The following is a 19,540-nucleotide window of genomic DNA, read 5'->3' as shown; positions in this document are numbered from 1 at the left end:
CCCCTCTTCATTCCGAGACACCCGTTCCGACCCGCGAGACGATGTCGTCCCAGTACCCGGGCATGGCCTCCCAGGGATCGGCGGCGCCGCCGCGGTCCGTGCGGTCGGTGAAGTAGATCGTCCCCGCGCCCTGCCAGCGGGCGATGCGCAGCGCCTCGTCGAGGTGCCCACGGGGTACGCCGTGCACGAAGTGGCAGAAGCGGTCGGGCGGGTAGTCGGCGGTCCACTCGGCGACCTGGGACCAGCGGTAGTCGCTCCACGGCCCGGAGAAGGTCACCAACTGGTCGGCGGTCTCGGCGTATCCCGGGTACGGGTGCGTGCCGTGCCCGAGGACGATGTGGGCGTCCACGCACAGGGCGCGCAGCGTGGTGACGATGCGGCGGACCTCGGGGAGGGCCGCCCGCTCGGTCGGGCAGCGGTCGAGGGAGAACCCGTCGACGCGGTACCAGTCGAGATAGCGATGGGCGTCGGAGACGACCTCGCCGAACGAGCGGGCGCCGTAGGTGAGATCGAGGTGGCCGAGGACCCGTACGTCCCGGTTGCGCAGCCTGCCCGCGGCTTCGAGGCAGTGCGGGTCGGGACGGGCCCCGGGTCCGTCCGCCACGTTCAGGACGACCCAGTGCAAGGGGGTGCCGGGGCGGGTGAGTTCGGCCCATTCGACGGGCGCCATGAGGGGGTGTGCGTAGCCGGGGATGCCGAAGCCGAGCCGTATGTCGGTGCTCGCGGTCCCGGGGGCGGTGGGGGTCAGATACGGCATGCCGCTTCCATCCAGATGTCGGCGAGTGATTCCTCGAGGTTGATGCGGGGGCGCCAGCCGAGCCGGTCGCGTGCGGTGCGCACGTCGGCCTGCTGCCAGCTGCCGCAGCCGTCCGGGTACGGGTACGCGGCGGGTGCCACGTGGTCGGGGTCGGAGCGGGGGTGGCCGAGCGTCGGGCGGACGGGGCCGCCGGGTGAGTCGAGCTCGTGGAGCGCGCCGCCGAAGCCGGCGACGCGGGCGAGCACGGACGCCGCGTCCCGCAGCCGGACGGCACGGCCCGAGCCGATGTTGATGACGCCCTGCGCGGCGGAGAGCGAGGCGGCGTGGACGGCGCGGGCCACGTCGCGTACGTCGATGAAGTCACGCTGCGCGCCGAGTCCGCCGAGCTTGAGTTCGCCGTCGCCGGACTGCATGGCGCGGCGCATGGCCTCGGCGAGACGGCCGAGGGGCGAGCCGGCGGGGGTGCCGGGTCCGGCCGGGGAGAACACCCGCAGGACGACGGCGTCGAGGCCGGAGCCGAGGACGAGTTCCGTCGCGGCGAGCTTGCTCACACCGTACGGTCCGCCGGGCCTCGGCACCGCGTCCTCGGCGGTGGAGGAGCCGGGCTGGGAGGGCCCGTACTCGGCGCCGCAGCCGATCTGGACGAGGCGGGCGCCGCAGCCGCTGCGCCGCAGTGCCTCGCAGATGGTCGCGACGGCGACGGTGTTGTGGCGGGTGAGGTCGCGGGCCCCGCCGCGGGTGGCTCCCGCGCAGTTGATGACGACTCCGGGGTGGACCGCGTCGAGGAAGCGGGTCAGTGCGCCCGGGCTTCCGGTGGCGAGGTCGAACCGTACGTCCGCGTCGTCCCCCCTGCCGAGCGCGGTGAGCTGCACGGCGGGGTCGGCGAGGAGGCGGTCGGCGACGAAACGGCCGAGATATCCGTTGGCTCCGATCAGCAGCACCCTCATCGAGCGGCTCCCTGGGTGAGCTCTCCGAGCTCTCCGGGAAGTCCTGGGCGCCCAGGGTGTCTCGATGGTCCGGGGCCTCCGGGGGGAGGGGTGGTCATCTCGCGTTCTCCTTAGGGGTGTTGCCGTGGGTCTTCGGAAGGCCCGCGGTGTCGGCCCCGCGGGAGGGGAGCGGCCGGCCGGCCGCTGCGTGTGGTCGTACGGCTTCGGGCGCGGTCACGGAGTGGTGTCCGTGGGCGCGTGGGCGGAGGCCCGGGTGAGCGTGCGGGCCGCGTGGACGAGGAGCGTGAGCGCGGCGGCGCCGCAGGCCAGGCCGGGTACGGCGCCGGGCCCCCAGGCGTCGACGGCCGTCTCTACGGGGACGGAGAGGAAGCCGCAGCCCGGGAGGCGGCCGGCGAACACCGTGCAGACCGCGAGCACCTCGGCCGCGGCGGCTGCGCCGAGGACGACGGCGGGTGCGTGGGTGCGGCCGTGCGCCGTGAGCATGCGGGCGAGCAGCAGGAGTGCGCCGAGCGTTCCGGCACCGGCGTATGCGGCGTCCTGGCCGAGTACGGCGCCGGCCACCCCGATGAGGGTCCACAGCGCGCACAGGAAGAGCGCGAGGACGCCGAGGAGGAGGGGGCGGACGGAGGCGGAGAACTCTTCGAGGCCCCGGCTGGAGGCGAGCCTGCGGCGGGCCACGGCACCGAAGAGTCGGGCGCACCATGCGCCGGGCGCGACGGCGAAGACGAGGGCGAGGAGGGGGGCGGTGGCGGGTGCCCAGGCCTCGTCGGGACCGCCTGCCACGGCGGCGCTCAGGAGTCCGTCGCCGAGGAGCGCGTAGGCGAGGAGCCAGCAGGTCCAGGCGCGGGTGGCGGGCACGGTGTGGGTGGTGGCGCGCAGCGGGCCCCGGCGCAGCGCCGCGCGGAGTGCGGCGGAGACGGCGAGCACTCCGGCGGCCCCGACCGCGAGCCGCAGTCGTCCGCCGGTGAAGTCGAGTCCTACGAGGGTGAGGGCGCCCAGCGTGCCGGGCAGCAGCGCGAGGACGGCCCAGACGGGGCGCCGGCCGCGCGGCGTGTCGGATACGGCGTGCCGGGTTTCCGGTTCGATGTCGCTGTCGCGGGGCACCCGCGCGTACATCTCTTCGGCGAGCGAGAAGACGTCGCGGTGCCGGAAGCGGGCAGCGGTCCGGTCGGTCACGCCGTGGGCCTCCAGACCGGCGGCGATCTCCAGCGCGTCGACGGCGCGCTCGCACAGCTCGCGATGCCGGTGCATCAGCGCTTTCACGGGGTCCACGCTCGTACGACGGCGGCTTCCGCCGGTGACCTCGTCGGCCTTGGCGGGGCCGCCGGAGTTGGCAAGGCTGCCGGGAGGGGAGGCCGGCGGAGGGGGTGGCACGTCGCGGAGCGGGCTGCCCGTTGATGGGGCTGGGACAGAGGCGCGCCAGGCCGCGGGTTCGTTCAACAGCGCTTCGTCGGCCACGGCGGAGTCGAGCCCACGGGCCGGCAAACCCGGTTCAGCCTCCGGCTCCGGCTCCGGCTCCGGCTCCGCTCCAAACTCCGGCCCGGGCTCCGCACGCCGCTCCGATTCCGGTCCAAACTCCGGCTCGGGCTCCGCACACCGCTCCGGCTCCGTTCCAAACCCCGACCCCGGCTCCGCACACCGCTCCGATTCCGGTCCAAACCCCGGCTCGGGCCCCGCACACCGCTCCGGCTCGGGCCCCGCACACCGCTCCGGCTCCGGCTCCGGCTCCGGTTGAGCCTCCGGCTCTAGTTCAGCCTCCAGCTCCGGCCCCGCACACCGCTCCGATTCCGGTCCAAACCCCGACCCCGGCTCCGCACACCGCTCCGATTCGGGCTCCGCATCCGGCCCCGTAACCGGCTCAACACTCGCCCCCGTAACCGGCTCAGCACCCGCCCCCGAGCCCGACCCGACATCCGACCCCAACCCGGCACCCGCCCCCGGCACAGGCTCCGCCCCCCGGGCCGCCCCCGGCTCAGCACCCGCCCCCGGCTTCCCCAACGCCTCCTGCGACCCGGCACCCCACGCATCCGCGCCACCCGGCACCTGCGGCGCGTCCGGGCCCACGCCCATGACCGTCTCGCCCAGCCCCTGCCCGCTCACGCGTCCGCCTCCCCACCGGGAAAGGCACCGGCCAACTGGCCCTGCTCACCGGCCGGCCGCTCCCCGCCACCGCCCGAGCCAACCGGACCGCCCGAGCCGATACCCGCACTCGCACCCCCACCCGCGCCAACGGCCCCGCCGCCCCCAGCGGCAGCCGCCTCCCCCTCCGTCCCCGCCCAACTGGGCGCGCCCCCAGAAGCGGAGCCCCGGGTCAGCCACGTGCCGAAGCCGCCGCCCGACTCGCTCGTCGGTGCGGTCCAGCGGCCCGGTACATGGGCCTCCGGAGGGTTGGCGAAGGGCAGGGGGTCGCCCGCGTCGTCCACGGGTTCACGGCGCACGGGGCAATGGGAAACGATCTCCAGGTAAATGCCGTGAAATGCCGTGATGTTCTGCTCGACGGTGAAGAGTTCGAGCGCTCGTGCCCGTGCGGCGGCGCCGAGCCGTTCGCGGCGCCCCGGGTCACGCAGCAGCGAGACACACGCCTCGGCGAGCGCCCGCGGATTGCGCGGCGGGACCACCAGGCCAGTGCCGCCGATGACCTCGACGACGGCGCCCGCGTCGGTCGAGACCGTCGCGCGTCCGCAGAACATCGCCTCGACGAGGCTGATGGGGAAGCCCTCGACGATGCTCGACAGGACGACGACGCTCCCGGCGGCGTACGCGTCCGCGAGGTCGGGCGTCTCGGGCCCGCCGATCTCCTCGAAGGAGACCGGGTTGTCGCCCATCGCGTGGGCGCCCTCCGCCTCGTCGGGGAAGAGCTGGGCGGCGAGGGCCTTGCAGTGGGCGAGGTAGGCGGCGGCGTCGGGTCCCTCGGCGGGCGCTCCGACGAGGCGCAGCCGGGCCTTGGGCTCCTCCTTGCGGATCTCCGCGAAGGCGTGGAGGAGGGAGATCAGGTCCTTGGAGGGTTCGATGCGGCCGACCCAGACGAGGGTGCCGGGCTCCCCCGGCTCCTCGCGCTCGCCGATCTCGGCGAAGCGGGAGGCCTCCATGCCGGGGTGGACGGTGCGCAGTTTCGCGCGGTCGGCGCCGCACCGCTCCTGCCAGCGCCGGGCGTGCGTGTTGCCGGGGGTGATGATCGCGGCCTGCCGGTAGGTCTCGGCGGCGAGCCGGCCGTGGAAGGCCGCGAGCATCGCCCGTACGGGGGCGCTGAGTTCGGCGTCACCGGCCGCGATGTAGTGGGCCCGCAGCTGTACGCCGTACTCGGTCACGAGGAGGGGGACACCGGAGAAGTGGTGGGCGACGAGTCCGGGGAGGGCGGCGGGGCCGCCGGAGGTGGCGTGGCACAGGTCGACCGAGCCGAGGCCGTCGTCGCCGTACCAGTCGAGGGAGAGCGGGCGCAGGGCGCGTTCGATCTGTCCGGCGACGGCGAGGAGGTCGGGGACGCGGGCGGCGCGGGCCGCGCGCAGTGCGCCCGGTGCGCGGCAGGCGCGCTCCAGCGTGCGCACCGCGGTTTCGGAGCGCAGGGCGCCGACGAGTCCGCCTTCGTCGCGGGCGAGTTCGGCGAGGGCGTACAGCGCGCTGCCGAAACGGTCCGCCTCGGCACCGGCGGAGTCGGCGGGCGCGCCGGCGTGGCCGGTGGTGTCGGGGGACGCCCCGGTGCAGACGGCCGCGGCCAGCTCCGCGTAGGCGTCGGCGAAGCGCCGCCTGCTGCGGCGTCCGTAGCCGGTGCCGTCGTCGGCGGTGTTCCACATCGGCGCGGTGCGCACCCGGCTGACCTGCGGGGGCAGTTCGATCCAGCCGCGGTCCTCCTGGTCCTGGGTGCGGCTGAGCGCGTAGAGGTCGAACTCGTGCTGCTCGAGCCCGCGCACGAGCCGGTCGCACCAGAGCCTGGCCTCACCGCTCACATACGGATAGCCACCCTCCGTAAGCAGTCCGATGCGCACGAGCACACCCCCGATCTCCCGTCTGGGGAGCCGCCGTTGGCCCGGCGGCTCAGCGGGACGAACGTATGCGGACATGCCGGTGGCGTGATGGACGGTTGTCCATCACGCCACCAAAAGGGGTGAACGGCCGTAACTTTCCCGTGCGGGTAGCGTTCTGTCGCGCTACACACTCATTCAGTCACGGCGCGTCATGCTGCGGCCAGCTCCCTGCGGGCGGAGCGTCGTCGCGCGGCGACGGCCGGATCGAGTGCCGGCACGGCGGCGAGCAGCTGCCGGGTGTAGGGGTCCTGTGGCGCTCCGTAGACCTCGTCCACGGTGCCGTACTCGACGACGCGTCCCTTGCGCATGACGGCGACCCGGTCGCTGACCTGGCGGACGACGGCGAGGTCGTGGGCGATGAAGACGAGGGCGAGGCCCAGTTCGTCCTGGAGTTCCCGCAGCAGGCCGGTGACCTGGGCCTGGGTCGTGACGTCGAGGGCGGAGACGGCTTCGTCGCACACGATGATGCCCGGTTCCGCGGCGAGCGCGCGGGCGATCCCGACGCGCTGGCGCTGGCCACCGCTGAACTCGTGCGGATAGCGCCCGTAGTGCGCCGGGTCGAGCCCGACGCGTTCCAGGAGTTCCTCGACGCGGCCGCGCACCTCCTTGTCGCCGCGCGCCCGCAGCGGTTCGGCGACGGACTCCCCCACGCTGCGGCGGGGGTTGAGGGAGGAGACGGGGTCCTGGAACACCATCTGCACGCCCGTGTCGGCGCGCGCCCCTGAGCGGAGCACCTGCCCGGACGTCGGTTCGAGGAGCCCGACGAGCATGCGCCCGAGCGTGGTCTTGCCGCTGCCGCTCTCGCCCACGATTCCGAGGGTCTCGCCCCGGCGCACGGTCAGGGAGACCGCGTCGACGGCGGCGAAGGCGCGCTTGCCGCGCCCGAACTCCCTTCGCAGGTCGACCGCTTCGAGCAGGACGTCGCCCGTCGCGTCCGGGCGCTGCGGCCGTGCCGCGTCGACGCGGGGCACGGCACCGAGCAGTTCCTTCGTGTACGCGGCGGAGGGTGAGCCGAGAACGTCGGCGACGGCTCCGCGTTCGACGGCACTGCCGTGGCGCATGACGAGGACGTCGTCGACGCTCTCGGCGGCGACGCCCACGTCGTGGGTGACGAGGACGAGGCCCATGCCGGTCTCCTGGCGCAGTCCGTGCAGCAGGTCGAGGATCTGCGCCTGGACGGTGACGTCGAGGGCGGTGGTCGGCTCGTCGGCGACGAGGAGGGCGGGTTCGCAGGCCAGGGCCATGGCGATCAGGGCACGCTGGCGCATGCCGCCGCTGAACTCGTGGGGGCGTGAGCGCGCGCGGCGGGCGGCGTCGGGGATGCCGACCCGGTCGAGCACTTCCACGGCACGCGCGCGTGCGGCGCGCCGGGACGCCTTGGAGTGCACGCGGTACACCTCGGCGATCTGGTCGCCGACGGCGTAGTACGGGTCGAGAGAGGACAGCGGGTCCTGGAAGACCATCGCGGCCGTCCCGCCCCGCAGCCGCCGCAGCGCCTCGTCGTCGGCTTCCTGTACGTCGGTGCCGGCGACCCGCACGGACCCGGTGACGCGCGCGCCGGTCCCCCGGTGGAGGCCGAGGAGCGCGGAGGCGACGGTGCTCTTGCCGGATCCGGACTCGCCGACGACGCCGAGCGCCGCGCCCTCCTCCAGGCGGAAGGAGAGCGTGTCGACGGCCCGCAGGTCCCCGAACTCGACGGTGAGCGCGTCCACTTCGACGAGGCTCATGACAGGACCACCCGTCGGTCGGCCACCGCGTACAGGACGTCCGCGACGGCATTGGCGAGTACGACGAAGAAGCCGGTGACGAGGACCATGCCGACGACGACCGGCAGGTCGACGACGTTGACGGCGTGCACGAGTTCTCGGCCGAGTCCGGGGATGCCGAACAGGGTCTCGCTGAGCACGGCGCCGCCGAACATGGAGCCGAAGTCGTTGGCGTTCAGGGCGATGACAGGGGCGACGGCCCCGCGCAGGGCGTGCCGTCCGATGATGGAGCGTTCGCCGACCCCGTAGGCGCGGAAGGTGCGCACGTGGTCCTCGGCGAGGGTCTCCAGCATGGAGGCGCGGGTGAGGCGCGCGTACTTGGCGGCCTCGATGAGCGCGAGCGACAGCCAGGGCAGGAGCAGGTTCCACGCCCACTGTTCGGGGTCGTCGGTGAAGGGCACGTACTGCGGGAAGGGCAGCCACTGGAGCTGTCCGCAGACGACGATCATCAGCAGCAGGCCGATGACGAAGACGGGCGTGGCGGTGCCGGCGAGGGTGATGCCGGTGAGGATCCGCTCCGTGGGACGGCCACGCCGCCATGCGGACAGGACGCCGGTGCCGACGCCGAGGATCAGCCACAGGACCATGGCGCCGAGCGCGAGCGAGGCGGTGGCGGGCAGCTTGGTGAGGATCAGCTGCGTGACCTGCTGGTCGGTCTGGTACGAGAAGCCGAGGCAGGGGGCGTCGCAGTGCTGGAGCGCGGTGCCGGTGGAGAAGTCCTGTCCGACGAAGATGCCCTGGAGGAAGTGCCAGTAGCGCAGGTACAGCGGGTCGTCGAGCCTCAACTGGTCGGCGACCTGCTGCACTTGGGCGGGCGAGCAGCGGGGGCCGCAGCTGATCTGGGCGACGTTGCCGGGGGCCGCGTAGAAGACGACGTAGATGATCACGGAGATGGCGAGCAGGGTGACGGCGGCGCCGATCGCCCTGCGCAGCAGGAAGCCGGTCATGCGCCGGCCTCCCGCTTGCGGCCCGTGCCGATGCGCAGGCGGGACGCGGCGCGCGGGTCGAGCGCGGTGCGCACGCCGTCGCCGAGGACGGTGAGCGCGAGCACGGTCACGAAGAGCGCGCCTGCGGGCAGCAGTAGGTACTGCGGTGCGGCCTGGTACCAGACGTCGGCGGCGGTGAGCATCTGTCCCCAGGAGGGTGTGGGCGGCTTGACGCCGACGCCGAGGAACGAGAGGGCCGCCTCGACGGTGACGTTCGTCGGGACGAGCAGGGACGCGTACGTGATGACGGGCGCGGCGAGCGAGGGGAGCAGTTCGCGGCGGGCGATCTGCCAGGCGGGCCAGCCGCTGAGCCGGGCCGCGGCCACGAAGTCGCGTTCCTTGAGGGTGATGGTCTGGGCGCGCACGATCTTGGCGGTGCCGCCCCAGGCCACGAGCCCGATCACGAGGGCGACGAGGACGGGCCGGGGAAAGCCGCTCGGGACGATCGCCATCAGGGCGAGCGCGAGGATCATCAGGGGCAGCGCGACGATGACGTCGGTGGCGCGGCTGAGGATCTGGTCGACCCACCGGTTGCCGAGTCCGGCCGCGATGCCGACGGTGACGCCGATGAACACCTGCACGACGGTGGCGGCGAGTGCGACGCCGAGGGAGACCCGGGCCCCGTAGACGAGGCGGGTGAACAGGTCGCGTCCGGTCTGCGGTTCGACGCCGAGCCAGTGCTCGCCGCCGGCCCCGCCGAACGCGCCGACGGGCACGCCGCCGCGCGCGGAGTCGATGAGGTGGGGGTGGTACGTGTTCGGGTCCTGGCCCTCGATCAACGCGAGGAGCGGGGCCCCGAGCGCGATCAGGACGAGCAGGGCGACGACGGCCGCCGCGACGAGGGCGGCGCGCTGCGTGCGCAGGCGCCGCCAGAACTGACGGGCTCCGGAGACGGGGGCGGGCGCCGTGACGGCGCCCGCCCCTGTGGTCTCCGAGGCCACAAGTGCCTCGGTCATCGCGTCACTTCACCGAGACTTGCGAGATGTCGAGCACGCCGGTCCAGTCGCTGATGACGATGTTCTTGACGTCCGGTCCGTACAGGCGCTTGTACACGGGGTGGAACAGCGGCACGGTCAGCGCCTGCTCCCCGATCTTCTTGTCCAGTGCGCCCCAGCGCTCGGCGGCAGCGTCAAGGTCGGTCAGCTTGTTGATCGAGTCGATCTCGTCATTGACGGACTTGTCGTCGAGGAAGCCGGTGTTGAAGTTCGCGCCGTCCTTGACGATCTGCCGGCCGTCGAAGATCGGGGCGAGGAACGGGCCGCCGGAGGGCCAGTCGGCTCCCCAGTGCGCGAGGAAGAAGCCGGGCTCCTTCTTGGCGCTGTGGATCGTGTCGGAGTAGTCGTTCGCCTCCAGACCCTGGAGCTTGACGGTGATGCCGGCCTTCTTCAGGGCGTCCTGGAGGGCGGTGGCGATCTCCGGGCTGGTCTCGAAGTCCTTGTCGTTGGAGTGCGTGAGGGTGACGGTCAGCCCCTTCTTGTGACCGGCCTCCTTGAGCAGCTCCTTGGCCTTCTGCGCGTTGCCCGAGGCACCGGCCGGGAAGTGGTCGTACGCGGTGTAACCGAAGGACTTCTGGTTCGGCAGGTAGGTCGTCGCGGGCTCGGCGAGCGAGGAGCCGCCGGCCGCGTTGATCACCGACGAGCGGTCGACGGCGGTGGCGATGGCCTGACGCACCTTCGGGTTGTCGAACGGCTTCACCTTCGGGTTGAAGGCGATGTAGTTCGTGTAGCCGAAGTGGCCGGTGCCGACGCGGGCGGCGAGCTTCTTGTCGCCGCTGACCTTGGCGAGTTCGGCGGGGCCGAGGTTGGTGTCGGTGGTGACGGCGGCGGCGTCGGCGCCCTGACCCGCGGAGAGCCGCTGGTTGATGACGGACGAGTCGAGGCCGGAGCGGACGTCGATGCGGTCCGGGTAGGCCTTGCGCTCCTCGTCGGTCGTCGCGGACCAGTGCGTGTTGCGCTCCAGGACGAGGCGCTCGCCGTCGTTCTCGTTCTTCACGACCTTGTACGGGCCGGACGAGACGGGGTGCTCCTCGTACTTCGTGCCGGTGTCCTTGGCCTTGGGCACGGGCGTGAACTGCGTCTGCGTGGCCAGGTAGGGGAACTCGCCCTCGGGCTTGTTCAGGTGGAAGACGATGGTCCGCGCGTCCGGGGTCTCGATCGAGTCGAGGCCCTTCTTGTCCTTGTACGGGCCCTGGTAGTCGGCGCCGCCGATCAGCCAGTCCCTCAAGTACGGTGCTCCGCCGGACAGTTCGGCGGCGAACGACCGCTCGATGCCGTACTTGATGTCGGCGGACGTGATGGGCGAGCCGTCCTCGTACGCGACGCCCTTCTTCAGGGTGTACGTCCACACGGTCGCGTTCTTGCTGGGCTTGCCCAGGTCGGTGGCGAGGTCGGGGACGACCTTCGCGCCCGCTGCGCCGTCCTCGCGGTTGCGGGTGGTCAGCGTGCGGAAGACGAGCGAGGGGACGTTGCCGCCGCCGGAGGTGTAGAGCCGCGCCGGGTCGAAGTCGGACTGCGGGTTGGAGTTGAGGACGGTGAGGGTGCCGCCCTTCTGCGGCTTGGCGTCGGAGCTCCCCCCTGCGTCGCTGTCCTTGGGCCCGGCGCAGGCGGCGGCGCCGGCGGCGAGGACCACGCTGACGGATGCGGCGGCCACGCGGCGCGCTATGACGGACGGTTGACGCATCGGAAATCGACCCCTTGGGGAATGTGCGCTGCGCGGGGCAGCAGAGGGCAGGCAGGGAAATGCGCAGAACTCGCCCGAGGCACGTCGACAGCCGGAAACGGCGAAACCGGAAACCCTGAGAAGAAATAAGGGTGGATACCGGAAAGGGAGATTGAATGCGACGCAGCACGCCAGGGGCGGGCGTCAGCAACAGTGCACGTCGGCGACGCACAGCGCGGTCACGCCGATGAGCGTGAGCTCAATGGCGGTGCGCGAGGGTGCGTGGCGGTGCGACATGCGGAGAAATATGAACGAACTTTCGCGGGATGTCAACGCGACCTCTGCCCCGCGGCTCAACTCTCGGGAAAGGCCCAGGGGTTGGGCTTGCAGGTGATTCCGTCGAAGGTCAGGAACTTGGTCTGCTGCTGCATGACGGGCGCGAGCGCGCCGTTCTTCGTGCAGGTCACGTGGTTGAACCCGAGCCGGTGCCCGACCTCGTGGTTGATGAGCATCTGCCGGTACAGATGGATCTTGTTCCCGTACGTCGTCGATCCCTGCGCCCACCGATAGGCATTGATCATGACGCGGTCGGTGGCGGCGGAATCGCAGGACACATTGTCCTCGGTCGTGTCGAGCCCGGATTTCGCGCACCAGACGCCGGTGGTGCCCGGACTGGCGAGCGTGATCACGAAATCGGGCTTTCCAGAGGAAATCCGCTCGAAAGTCCTGCCGCCGTCGTGGGCCCAACTGCGGTCGTCGTTCAGGGTCTTCTGCACGGCCTGCGCGAAAAGCGCTCCGTCGAGCCCGAGCCCGTTCTCGACATCGATCCGGTACCGGAACTTCTCTCCCTTGCCCGGCGCCTTGTCGAATCCGGGCACCGCGGTGAACTTCCCGGAACCCTTGAGCTTGGCGGACAGGGGATACGTCTTACCCATCTTCTGGTCGTACGTCAGCGGGGTGACGGGCCGCGCCTTGCCCCTGGGGGTGGCGCGGTCGTCCGAACGGGACGCCGACCCGGCCGTCGACCGCGTGCCGGGCCCGGCCGCGGACTGCGCGTGGGCGTCGGCCGCGTTGCCACGCCCTTGGACGACGTGCCCGACGACGACGACGGCGAGCACAGTGGTCACGGCGGCGGCCGCGATGCCGGTGTACGTACGGCCCTTGCCCCGTTTGTCGCCCGGCTCCTCGTCCTCGGCGGACCCGGCGGCGGCCACGTCGGGCTCGCCGCCCTCCGCGTCCCGGTCGGTGACGGCGCCGTACGGGTCGGAGGGACGGACAGGCGGGGCGAACGCGTCCACGTAGTCCTGTCGCGGCCTGCTCCGGGGCGAGGGCACGACCGGCGCGGACGCGTAGCCGACGCCTGTGCGGGTCTCGCCCCGGGCGCCCCCCTCGAACTGCTCAGGGTGCCCACCGCGCACATGCGGAACGCCGTGCGCGGGCGTGCCCTGCGGGAATCCGTGGGAGGGCGTCACACGGGGCGACCCATGAGCCGGAGTCCCCTGTGCCGGAGCCCCCTGCACCGGGAAACCGTGCGGCGGGGTCGCCTGCGGGAAGCCGTGTGCGGGCGTCGCCTCGGAGAACCCACGCGTGGTGGGCCCCTGCGGCGGAGCCGCCTGCGGGAAACCGTGCGGCGGGGTCGCCTGGGGAAAGCCGTGTGCGGGCGTCGCCTCGGAGAACCCGCGCGGCGGCCCGGCGTTCGGTGAGGCGCCGCGGTACGGGGCCGGCCCCGCCTGCCCGCGCGGAGCGCCCTGCTGCGACTGGGGTCCCGGCGTGCTGGGACCCGGGACATCGGGGGCGCCGCGCCTGCGGCGACCGTGGCCTGCGGCGACCGGTGCCCCGGCCGCCTCCGCGTCGTCCAACGGTGCCGGTGCCGGCCCCCGGCGGCTATGCCGTCCCACTCGCCGCCTCAGCTCCCCGCCCGCTCGTCTCGTCGCTCTCGGTCGATCCCCCCGCGTCCGCGAGGAGCTCACGCATCGCCGTGGCGACCGTCTCCGGATATTCCATCATCGCCACGTGCCCGGCGTCCGGCAGCGTCAGGAGCCGCGAGGAACGGAACGTCCGCGCGGCCCGCGCCGCCATCCGGTAGGACACGAGCTGATCGCGTCCACCGTAGACGAGGAGCGTGGGCGCCAGGACACGTTCGGCCTGACGCCACAGCCCATGCTGCCCGCCCAGGGTGTACGCGTTCACGACGCCACGCGCCGAACGGGTCATCGCGTCCCAGAAATACGGCAGTTGAAGCCGCCGCTCCATCTCCTCGACGGCGGCCTGGTACCCCTCGGGGGTGACCCGCTGGGGATCCCCGTAACAGAGCGCCGTGACGCCGCGCACCCGCTGTTCGGCGGTCCACTCCTTGGTGAGGCGGGTGAAGAGCGAGGCCACGCCCGGCACGGCCAGCAGTGCGGTCGGCACCGCCGTGCGCTGCACGCGGATCTCGGGCAGCGCGGGCGAGACGAGGGTGAGCGTGCGGACGAGATCGGGCCGTACGGCCGCGACCCGTGTCGTGATCGCGCCGCCGAGGGAGTTGCCGACAAGGTGGACGGGCCCGCGGCCCGCCGCGTCGAGGTGGCGGATGACGGCGCGGGCGTGCCCGGTCACCGAGTAGTCGCCGTCGTCCGGCGGCGGCGAGTCGCCGAAGCCGGGCAGGTCGAGCGCCTCGCCGTCGACGACGTCCTCGAGGAGCGGCATCAGGGCCGACCAGTTCTGCGAGGAGCCGCCGAGACCGTGCACGTACAGCGCGGGCGGCAGCCCTGCGCGGGTGCCGGGGCGGGAGCGGATCGTGAGCGTGAGCCCCGGCAGGCCGACCGAGCCGAGCCGCTCACCCTCCACGACCCGGACGGTGCCCGGCTTGGGCGCCGCGGCCGCGAAGGCGGCAGGCACACGCGGCGACTCGGTCGAAGACATGCGGGATATGTTACGAGACGATCACGCACTGGATCGTGTGTTCGCCGTCACAGATCGCATCGCGCCCCGTTCCGGTGTCTCCTACGCTCGGATCTGGGCACCCGCCCACATGAGGACGCACCAGGACACATGAGGGAAGGGAGCCGCCATGACGGTCGACCCATCCGACCCTGACACATTCGAGCGGCAGGAGGACGACGCGGAGTTCGGCGTCGAGGCCCCCGAGGCGGACGCGGCCGAGCAGCTCACGGAGCTCTCGCCGCACCGGGACGACCCTCCGGCGGACGCCGACCCGGACGCCGCGAACGAGGCGGACCGCGCCGAACAGGCCCGCGTAGTGGATCTGGACGAGGACGACTATCGGTGACCTGCCCGTATTTGCCCGTATGCGGACGGTTTCCATAGCTGTCCGGTCCGTGAAATTGTGCCTCCGCAGCGCGCACACCACGGTTACCGAAAAGTACGATGGCGAAGCGGCGCACACCGCGCACAGACAATCTTGGGAGGCGGCGTGACAGCCATCGAGCAGACAGAGGCAGCACGCCCTCGGGGCACGCGCCTGCCGCGCCGTGCCCGACGCAACCAGCTTCTGGGCGCGGCCCAGGAGGTATTCGTCGCGCAGGGCTATCACGCGGCGGCCATGGATGACATCGCGGAGCGCGCGGGCGTCAGCAAGCCGGTGCTCTACCAGCACTTTCCCGGCAAGCTCGACCTCTATCTGGCCCTGCTCGACCAGCATTGCGAGGCGCTTCTCCTGGCCGTGCGCACGGCACTGGCCTCGACGTCCGACAACAAGCAGCGGGTCGCGGCCACGATGGACGCGTACTTCGCCTACGTCGAGGACGAGGGCGGCGCGTTCCGCCTGGTCTTCGAGTCGGACCTCACGAACGAGCCCGCGGTGCGCGAGCGCGTGGACCGCGTCAGCCTGCAGTGCGCGGAGGCGATCTCCGACGTGATCGCCGAGGACACCGGCCTGTCGAAGGACGAGTCGATGCTGCTCGCCGTCGGCCTGGGCGGCGTATCGCAGGTCGTGGCGCGCTACTGGCTCTCCAGCCAGTCGCAGATCCCGCGCGACAAGGCCGTGACGCTCCTGACCTCCCTGGCCTGGCGCGGTATCGCCGGCTTCCCGCTGCACGGCACCGACCACCACTGACCAGGCGCGGCGCGCGGCGGTTCAGGGGCTTGTTCGCTCCTGGCGTGCAGCGTGGACGCCGGGTACGTCCCCTCACCGGGCTAATGTGTGCTGGGTACGGCGCGGTCGTCCGCGCACATCACGGATCGTCGGAGGGACAAGGCCGTGGAGGTCAAGATCGGCGTGCAGCACACGCCCCGCGAGATCGTTCTGGAGAGCGGCCAGACCGCCGAGGAAGTCGAGAGCGCGGTGTCCGAGGCACTGTCCGGCAAGGTGCAGCTGCTGACTCTCGTGGACGAGCACGGCCGCAAGGTCCTGGTGCCGGCCGAGCGCCTGGCGTACGTGGAGATCGGTGAGCCGGCGGTGCGCAAGGTGGGCTTCGGCCCGGTGTAGAGCCCCGCGCACGGCGGCACGAAAGACATACGGGAAAGGCCCGGTGGCATCCGCCACCGGGCCTTTCCCGTGCCTGCTCACGTGCCTGTTCACGTGCCCATTTACGTGCCGGTCCGCGACGTCGTGGCCCTCACAGGGCGGACACAGCGAACCCATACGGGGAGGATTGCATTCCGGGGCCCGGGGGTACACCGGTCAAGACCGATTTGCACCACGGCCAATGCGGGAGGGACCTCACACAATGCTCCTGGAAGCGCTCGGCTCCGCCCTGCTCGGCCTCGGCCTTGCCTGGACCGCGACTGTCCGCCTGCCCGGCCGGCTCCCGGCCCGGGCGCTCGTACTGCCGACAGGAATCGCGGGTGCGCTCTTCGGGGCATTTCTGACCCACACCGCGCTCGGCTCCGGCCACACCCTCGCCACCCTCGCAGGAGCTGTCGTCGTGGGGGTGGCGTTCCTGTCGCTGCTGCTGCGCCCCTCAGCGCGAGTGCGCCGGTCGGCGCCGGCCTAGACCGTGACCGACCGGCGGTGAGGCGGCTTCAGGCCGCGAGCCCCAGCGCGGCCATCCGCTTGGTGTGCGCCTCGGTGATCCGCGAGAACATCCGGCCGACCTCCGCGAGGTCGAACCCGTCGGCCACGCCGCCGACGAGCATCGTCGACAGGGCGTCCCGGTCGGCGACGACCCGCTGCGACTGCGAGAGCGCCTCGCCCATCAGGCGGCGAGCCCACAGCGCGAGCCGACCGCCCACGCGCGGCTCGGCCTCGATCGCGGCCCGCACCTTCTCCACCGCGAAGCTGGCGTGCCCGGTGTCGTCGAGGACGGCGAGGACGAGGGAGCGGGTGTCCGAGTCGAGCCGGGCCGCGACCTCACGGTAGAAGTCACTGGCGATCGAGTCGCCGACGTACGCCTTGACCAGACCTTCCAGCCAGTCCGACGGCGCGGTCTGCTTGTGGAAGCCGTCGAGCGCGGCGACGAAGGGCTCCATCGCCTCGGTCGGCTCGACGCCGATCGCCGAGAGCCGGTCGCGCAGTTGCTCGAAGTGGTGGAATTCGGCGGACGCCATTTTCGCGAGCTCGGCCTTGTCGCCGAGCGTAGGCGCCAGCTTCGCGTCCTCGGCGAGCCGCTCGAATGCGGCCAGCTCTCCGTACGCGAGTGCGCCGAGCAGGTCCACGACCGCCGCGCGGTAATGGGGGTCGACGGATGCCTTCGCCCAGTCCTGGGCGGCGATTCCGGTGGGTTCGTCGGCTGCTGCGGTGTCAGGCGTCTCCATGAAGCGCACAATAGCCCGCCGACCACCGCCCGGAAGTCCCTGGTCAATGAGTGTGACGACGACTACGTGACCAATTCGGCCATCGCGCATGCGCGATTCCGGGGTATGGTGGTAAAGAGCCCGCCGGGTACGAGCAGAACTTTTACGTGTCTGTTTGTACGCGTTTTCGACGGGCTTCATGAATGAGGATGCCCGGTCGGTGGCCCGATCGGCTCCGACCCGACAGCCCTCCGGGCGGTACGTCACACGACGTACGGCATGAGGAGGGAATCCCTCAGCGGCACGAGCGCTCGAGCGTCGGCAGTGGTCCCGCGTCACCCGGCCCGCCCGCCTCTGGCTGGCGACCGACGATCAAGGCACGGTCACGACCCCCGCGTTCGCCTCGCACCGCGTCTCACAGAAGAGGCAACACCCTGACTACGCAGCAGCTTTCCACGTTCCGAGAGCTCGGGATCCTTCCCGAGACCGCCGAAGCCCTCGAGGCCGTCGGCATCATCAACCCCTTCCCCATCCAGGAGATGACGCTCCCCGTAGCGCTCTCCGGCACCGACGTCATCGGCCAGGCCAAGACCGGCACCGGCAAGACGCTCGGCTTCGGGCTTCCGCTCCTCGAGCGTGTCACCGTCCCCGCGGACGTCGAGGCGGGCCGGGCGCAGCCCGAGCAGCTGACCGACGCCCCGCAGGCGCTCGTCGTCGTCCCCACCCGTGAGCTGTGCCAGCAGGTCACGAACGACCTGCTGACGGCCGGCAAGGTGCGCAACGTGCGCGTCCTCGCCATATACGGCGGGCGTGCCTACGAGCCGCAGGTCGAGGCCCTCAAGAAGGGCATCGACGTCGTCGTCGGTACCCCGGGCCGTCTTCTCGACCTCGCGGGCCAGAAGAAGCTCGACCTGAAGCACATCAAGTCCCTCGTCCTCGACGAGGCCGACGAGATGCTCGACCTGGGCTTCCTGCCCGACGTCGAGAAGATCATCAACATGCTTCCGGTCAAGCGTCAGACGATGCTGTTCTCCGCGACGATGCCCGGCGCCGTCATCGGCCTGGCCCGTCGCTACATGTCGCAGCCGACGCACATCCGCGCCACCTCGCCCGACGGCGAGGGCGCGACGGTCGCGAACACCTCGCAGCACGTCTACCGCGCGCACAACATGGACAAGCCGGAGATGGTCGCGCGCATCCTGCAGGCCGAGGGCCGCGGGCTCGCGATGATCTTCTGCCGTACGAAGCGCACCGCCGCCGACATCGCCGACCAGCTGCAGCAGCGCGGCTTCGCGTCCGGCGCCGTCCACGGTGACCTCGGCCAGGGCGCGCGTGAGCAGGCCCTGCGGGCGTTCCGCAACGGCAAGGTGGACGTGCTCGTCTGCACCGACGTCGCCGCTCGCGGCATCGACGTCGAGGGTGTGACGCACGTCATCAACTACCAGTCCCCCGAGGACGAGAAGACGTACCTGCACCGCATCGGCCGTACCGGCCGCGCGGGTGCCAAGGGCATCGCGATCACGCTGGTCGACTGGGACGACATCCCGCGCTGGCAGCTGATCAACAAGGCGCTGGACCTGAAGTTCCCCGACCCGGTCGAGACGTACTCGTCGTCTCCGCACCTGTACGAGGAGCTGAACATCCCGGCCGGCACGAAGGGCGTGCTGCCGCGCTCCGAGCGCACCCGGGCCGGCCTGGCCGCCGAAAAGGTCGAGGACCTCGGCGAGACCGGTGGCCGTGGCGGGCGCGGCGGCCGTGGTGGCCGTACGGCCGCTCCGGCTCCCGTCCAGGAGCGCGAGCGCGAGCCGCGTCCGGCACGTACGACGCCGCGTCGCCGTCGCCGCATCCGTAACGGCGAGCCGGTGGCCGCGCCGACGGTGAACGAGCCGAGGACGGCTCCGGCCGAGGCGGTCGCCGCCTCCGAGGCCGCGGACGCCGCGGTGGTGGAGCCGCGTACGCCGCGTCGTCGCCGTCGCACCCGTTCGGGCGCCGCGCCGGAGGCTGTCGTCGAGACCGCCTCCGTCGCGACGGCCGAGGTTGTCGCCGACACGGTCGAGGCGCCCGAGGCCACGGAGACGAAGCCGAAGCGCACCCGTAAGGCCGCCGCCCCCAAGGCCGCTGCCGAGGAGGTCGCCGAGACCGTCGAGGCGACGGTCCCGAGGCCGCGCCGCCGCACCCGCAAGGCCGCTGAGGCCGTGGTGGACACGGTCGAGGCCGTCGAGCCGGTCGAGGCTCCCGCGGAGGTCAAGCCCAAGCGCACCCGCAAGGCCGCGCCCAAGGCCGAAGCCGTGGCGGACACCGTCGAGGCGACGGAGGTCGCGGAGACCAAGCCGAAGCGCACCCGCAAGGCCGCCGCCCCCAAGGCCACCGCCGAGGCGGTCGTCGCCGAGGAGGCCGAGACCAAGCCGCGCCGCCGCACCCGCAAGGCCGCACAGGCCGTGGTGGACACGGTCGAGGCCGTCGAGGCGACGGAGGTCGCGGAGACCAAGCCGAAGCGCACCCGCAAGGCCGCCGCCCCCAAGGCCGCCGCCGACGCGGCCGCCGAGGTCACGGAGACGAAGCCGAAGCGCACGCGCAAGGCCGCTGCCCCCAAGGCCGCCGCCGAAGCGCCCGCCGAGGAGGCGCCCGCCAAGCCCCGCCGCCGCACCCGCAAGGCCGCGGAGCCGGCGGAGAGCTGAGCAGGACCACGTAGCAAGCCGATGGCCCGGGCCCGCGAAAGCGGGGCCGG

At 72.3% G+C, this 19,540-nt stretch carries 16 protein-coding genes and 1 pseudogene; 5 read left to right on the top strand and 12 right to left on the bottom strand.

Annotation, left to right across the window (positions count from 1 at the left end; all coding sequences use genetic code 11):
* Positions 1–7: 7 nt before the first annotated feature.
* From LGI35_RS28610 to LGI35_RS28565, 11 genes are all read right to left on the bottom strand, one after another.
* Positions 8–757, bottom strand: a complete 750-nt coding sequence (locus tag LGI35_RS28610; RefSeq protein WP_227297104.1) for a spherulation-specific family 4 protein — start codon at positions 755–757, stop codon at positions 8–10.
* Positions 745–1,704 carry an NAD-dependent epimerase/dehydratase family protein gene (locus LGI35_RS28605; RefSeq protein WP_116510264.1) on the bottom strand — a complete coding sequence of 320 codons (960 nt, stop codon included), beginning with the start codon at positions 1,702–1,704 and terminating at the stop codon, positions 745–747. Before LGI35_RS28605 ends, LGI35_RS28610 begins: the two co-directional genes overlap by 13 nt.
* 213 nt (positions 1,705–1,917) lie before the next feature.
* The gene (locus LGI35_RS28600) at positions 1,918–3,078 is read right to left on the bottom strand and encodes a hypothetical protein (protein ID WP_227297103.1); all 1,161 of its coding nucleotides are present in this window, start codon (positions 3,076–3,078) and stop codon (positions 1,918–1,920) included.
* 722 nt (positions 3,079–3,800) lie between these two features.
* The gene (locus tag LGI35_RS28595; RefSeq protein ID WP_227297102.1) at positions 3,801–5,687 is read right to left on the bottom strand and encodes a DUF3492 domain-containing protein; all 1,887 of its coding nucleotides are present in this window, start codon (positions 5,685–5,687) and stop codon (positions 3,801–3,803) included.
* A gap of 188 nt (positions 5,688–5,875) precedes the next feature.
* Positions 5,876–7,453 (bottom strand): dipeptide ABC transporter ATP-binding protein, encoded by a 1,578-nt coding sequence (locus LGI35_RS28590; RefSeq protein ID WP_227297101.1) that lies wholly within the window; start codon positions 7,451–7,453, stop codon positions 5,876–5,878.
* Positions 7,450–8,439, bottom strand: coding sequence for an ABC transporter permease (locus LGI35_RS28585; protein ID WP_227297100.1), 990 nt, complete (start codon positions 8,437–8,439; stop codon positions 7,450–7,452). Before LGI35_RS28585 ends, LGI35_RS28590 begins: the two co-directional genes overlap by 4 nt.
* A complete protein-coding gene (locus LGI35_RS28580) occupies positions 8,436–9,434 on the bottom strand; it encodes an ABC transporter permease (protein ID WP_227297099.1) in 999 nt (332 codons plus the stop codon). The genes LGI35_RS28585 and LGI35_RS28580 overlap by 4 nt, the downstream gene beginning before the upstream one ends.
* Before the next feature lie 4 nt (positions 9,435–9,438).
* On the bottom strand, positions 9,439–11,157 hold the full coding sequence (locus LGI35_RS28575) for an ABC transporter substrate-binding protein (RefSeq protein WP_227297098.1): 1,719 nt from the start codon (positions 11,155–11,157) through the stop codon (positions 9,439–9,441).
* A 183-nt stretch (positions 11,158–11,340) separates the two neighbouring features.
* Complete coding sequence (locus LGI35_RS46395) at positions 11,341–11,433, bottom strand: Ms4533A family Cys-rich leader peptide (RefSeq protein ID WP_323182959.1); 93 nt, start codon at positions 11,431–11,433, stop codon at positions 11,341–11,343.
* Positions 11,434–11,489: 56 nt separating this feature from the next.
* Positions 11,490–13,034, bottom strand: coding sequence for a DUF3152 domain-containing protein (locus LGI35_RS28570; protein ID WP_376598535.1), 1,545 nt, complete (start codon positions 13,032–13,034; stop codon positions 11,490–11,492).
* On the bottom strand, positions 13,021–14,040 hold the full coding sequence (locus LGI35_RS28565) for an alpha/beta fold hydrolase (protein WP_227297096.1): 1,020 nt from the start codon (positions 14,038–14,040) through the stop codon (positions 13,021–13,023). Before LGI35_RS28565 ends, LGI35_RS28570 begins: the two co-directional genes overlap by 14 nt.
* A 148-nt stretch (positions 14,041–14,188) precedes the next feature.
* On the opposite strand from LGI35_RS28565, the gene LGI35_RS28560 reads away from it, so the two are divergent.
* The 4 genes from LGI35_RS28560 (at position 14,189) to LGI35_RS28545 (ending at position 16,073) form a co-directional block, all read left to right on the top strand.
* A complete protein-coding gene (locus LGI35_RS28560; protein ID WP_116510277.1) occupies positions 14,189–14,407 on the top strand; it encodes a hypothetical protein in 219 nt (72 codons plus the stop codon).
* A 144-nt stretch (positions 14,408–14,551) separates the two neighbouring features.
* A complete protein-coding gene (locus LGI35_RS28555) occupies positions 14,552–15,193 on the top strand; it encodes a TetR/AcrR family transcriptional regulator (RefSeq protein ID WP_116510278.1) in 642 nt (213 codons plus the stop codon).
* A 144-nt stretch (positions 15,194–15,337) separates the two neighbouring features.
* On the top strand, positions 15,338–15,565 hold the full coding sequence (locus tag LGI35_RS28550) for a DUF3107 domain-containing protein (protein ID WP_227297095.1): 228 nt from the start codon (positions 15,338–15,340) through the stop codon (positions 15,563–15,565).
* Positions 15,566–15,806: 241 nt separating this feature from the next.
* The gene (locus tag LGI35_RS28545) at positions 15,807–16,073 is read left to right on the top strand and encodes a hypothetical protein (protein WP_227297094.1); all 267 of its coding nucleotides are present in this window, start codon (positions 15,807–15,809) and stop codon (positions 16,071–16,073) included.
* A 28-nt stretch (positions 16,074–16,101) separates the two neighbouring features.
* Here the strand turns inward: LGI35_RS28545 and LGI35_RS28540 are convergent, their stop codons facing one another.
* Positions 16,102–16,833 carry a ferritin-like fold-containing protein gene (locus tag LGI35_RS28540; RefSeq protein WP_116513430.1) on the bottom strand — a complete coding sequence of 244 codons (732 nt, stop codon included), beginning with the start codon at positions 16,831–16,833 and terminating at the stop codon, positions 16,102–16,104.
* Between the two features lie 337 nt (positions 16,834–17,170).
* Between LGI35_RS28540 and LGI35_RS28535 the strand changes: the two are divergent.
* Positions 17,171–19,490, top strand: a pseudogene (locus LGI35_RS28535) (DEAD/DEAH box helicase).
* The last annotated feature ends 50 nt before the right edge of the window (positions 19,491–19,540 follow it).

The organism is Streptomyces longhuiensis, assembly GCF_020616555.1.
GTDB classification, from domain to species: Bacteria; Actinomycetota; Actinomycetes; order Streptomycetales; family Streptomycetaceae; genus Streptomyces; species Streptomyces longhuiensis.
The sequence above is the reverse complement of the archived record's forward strand: the minus strand, read 5'-3'. Positions and strand labels throughout refer to the sequence as shown.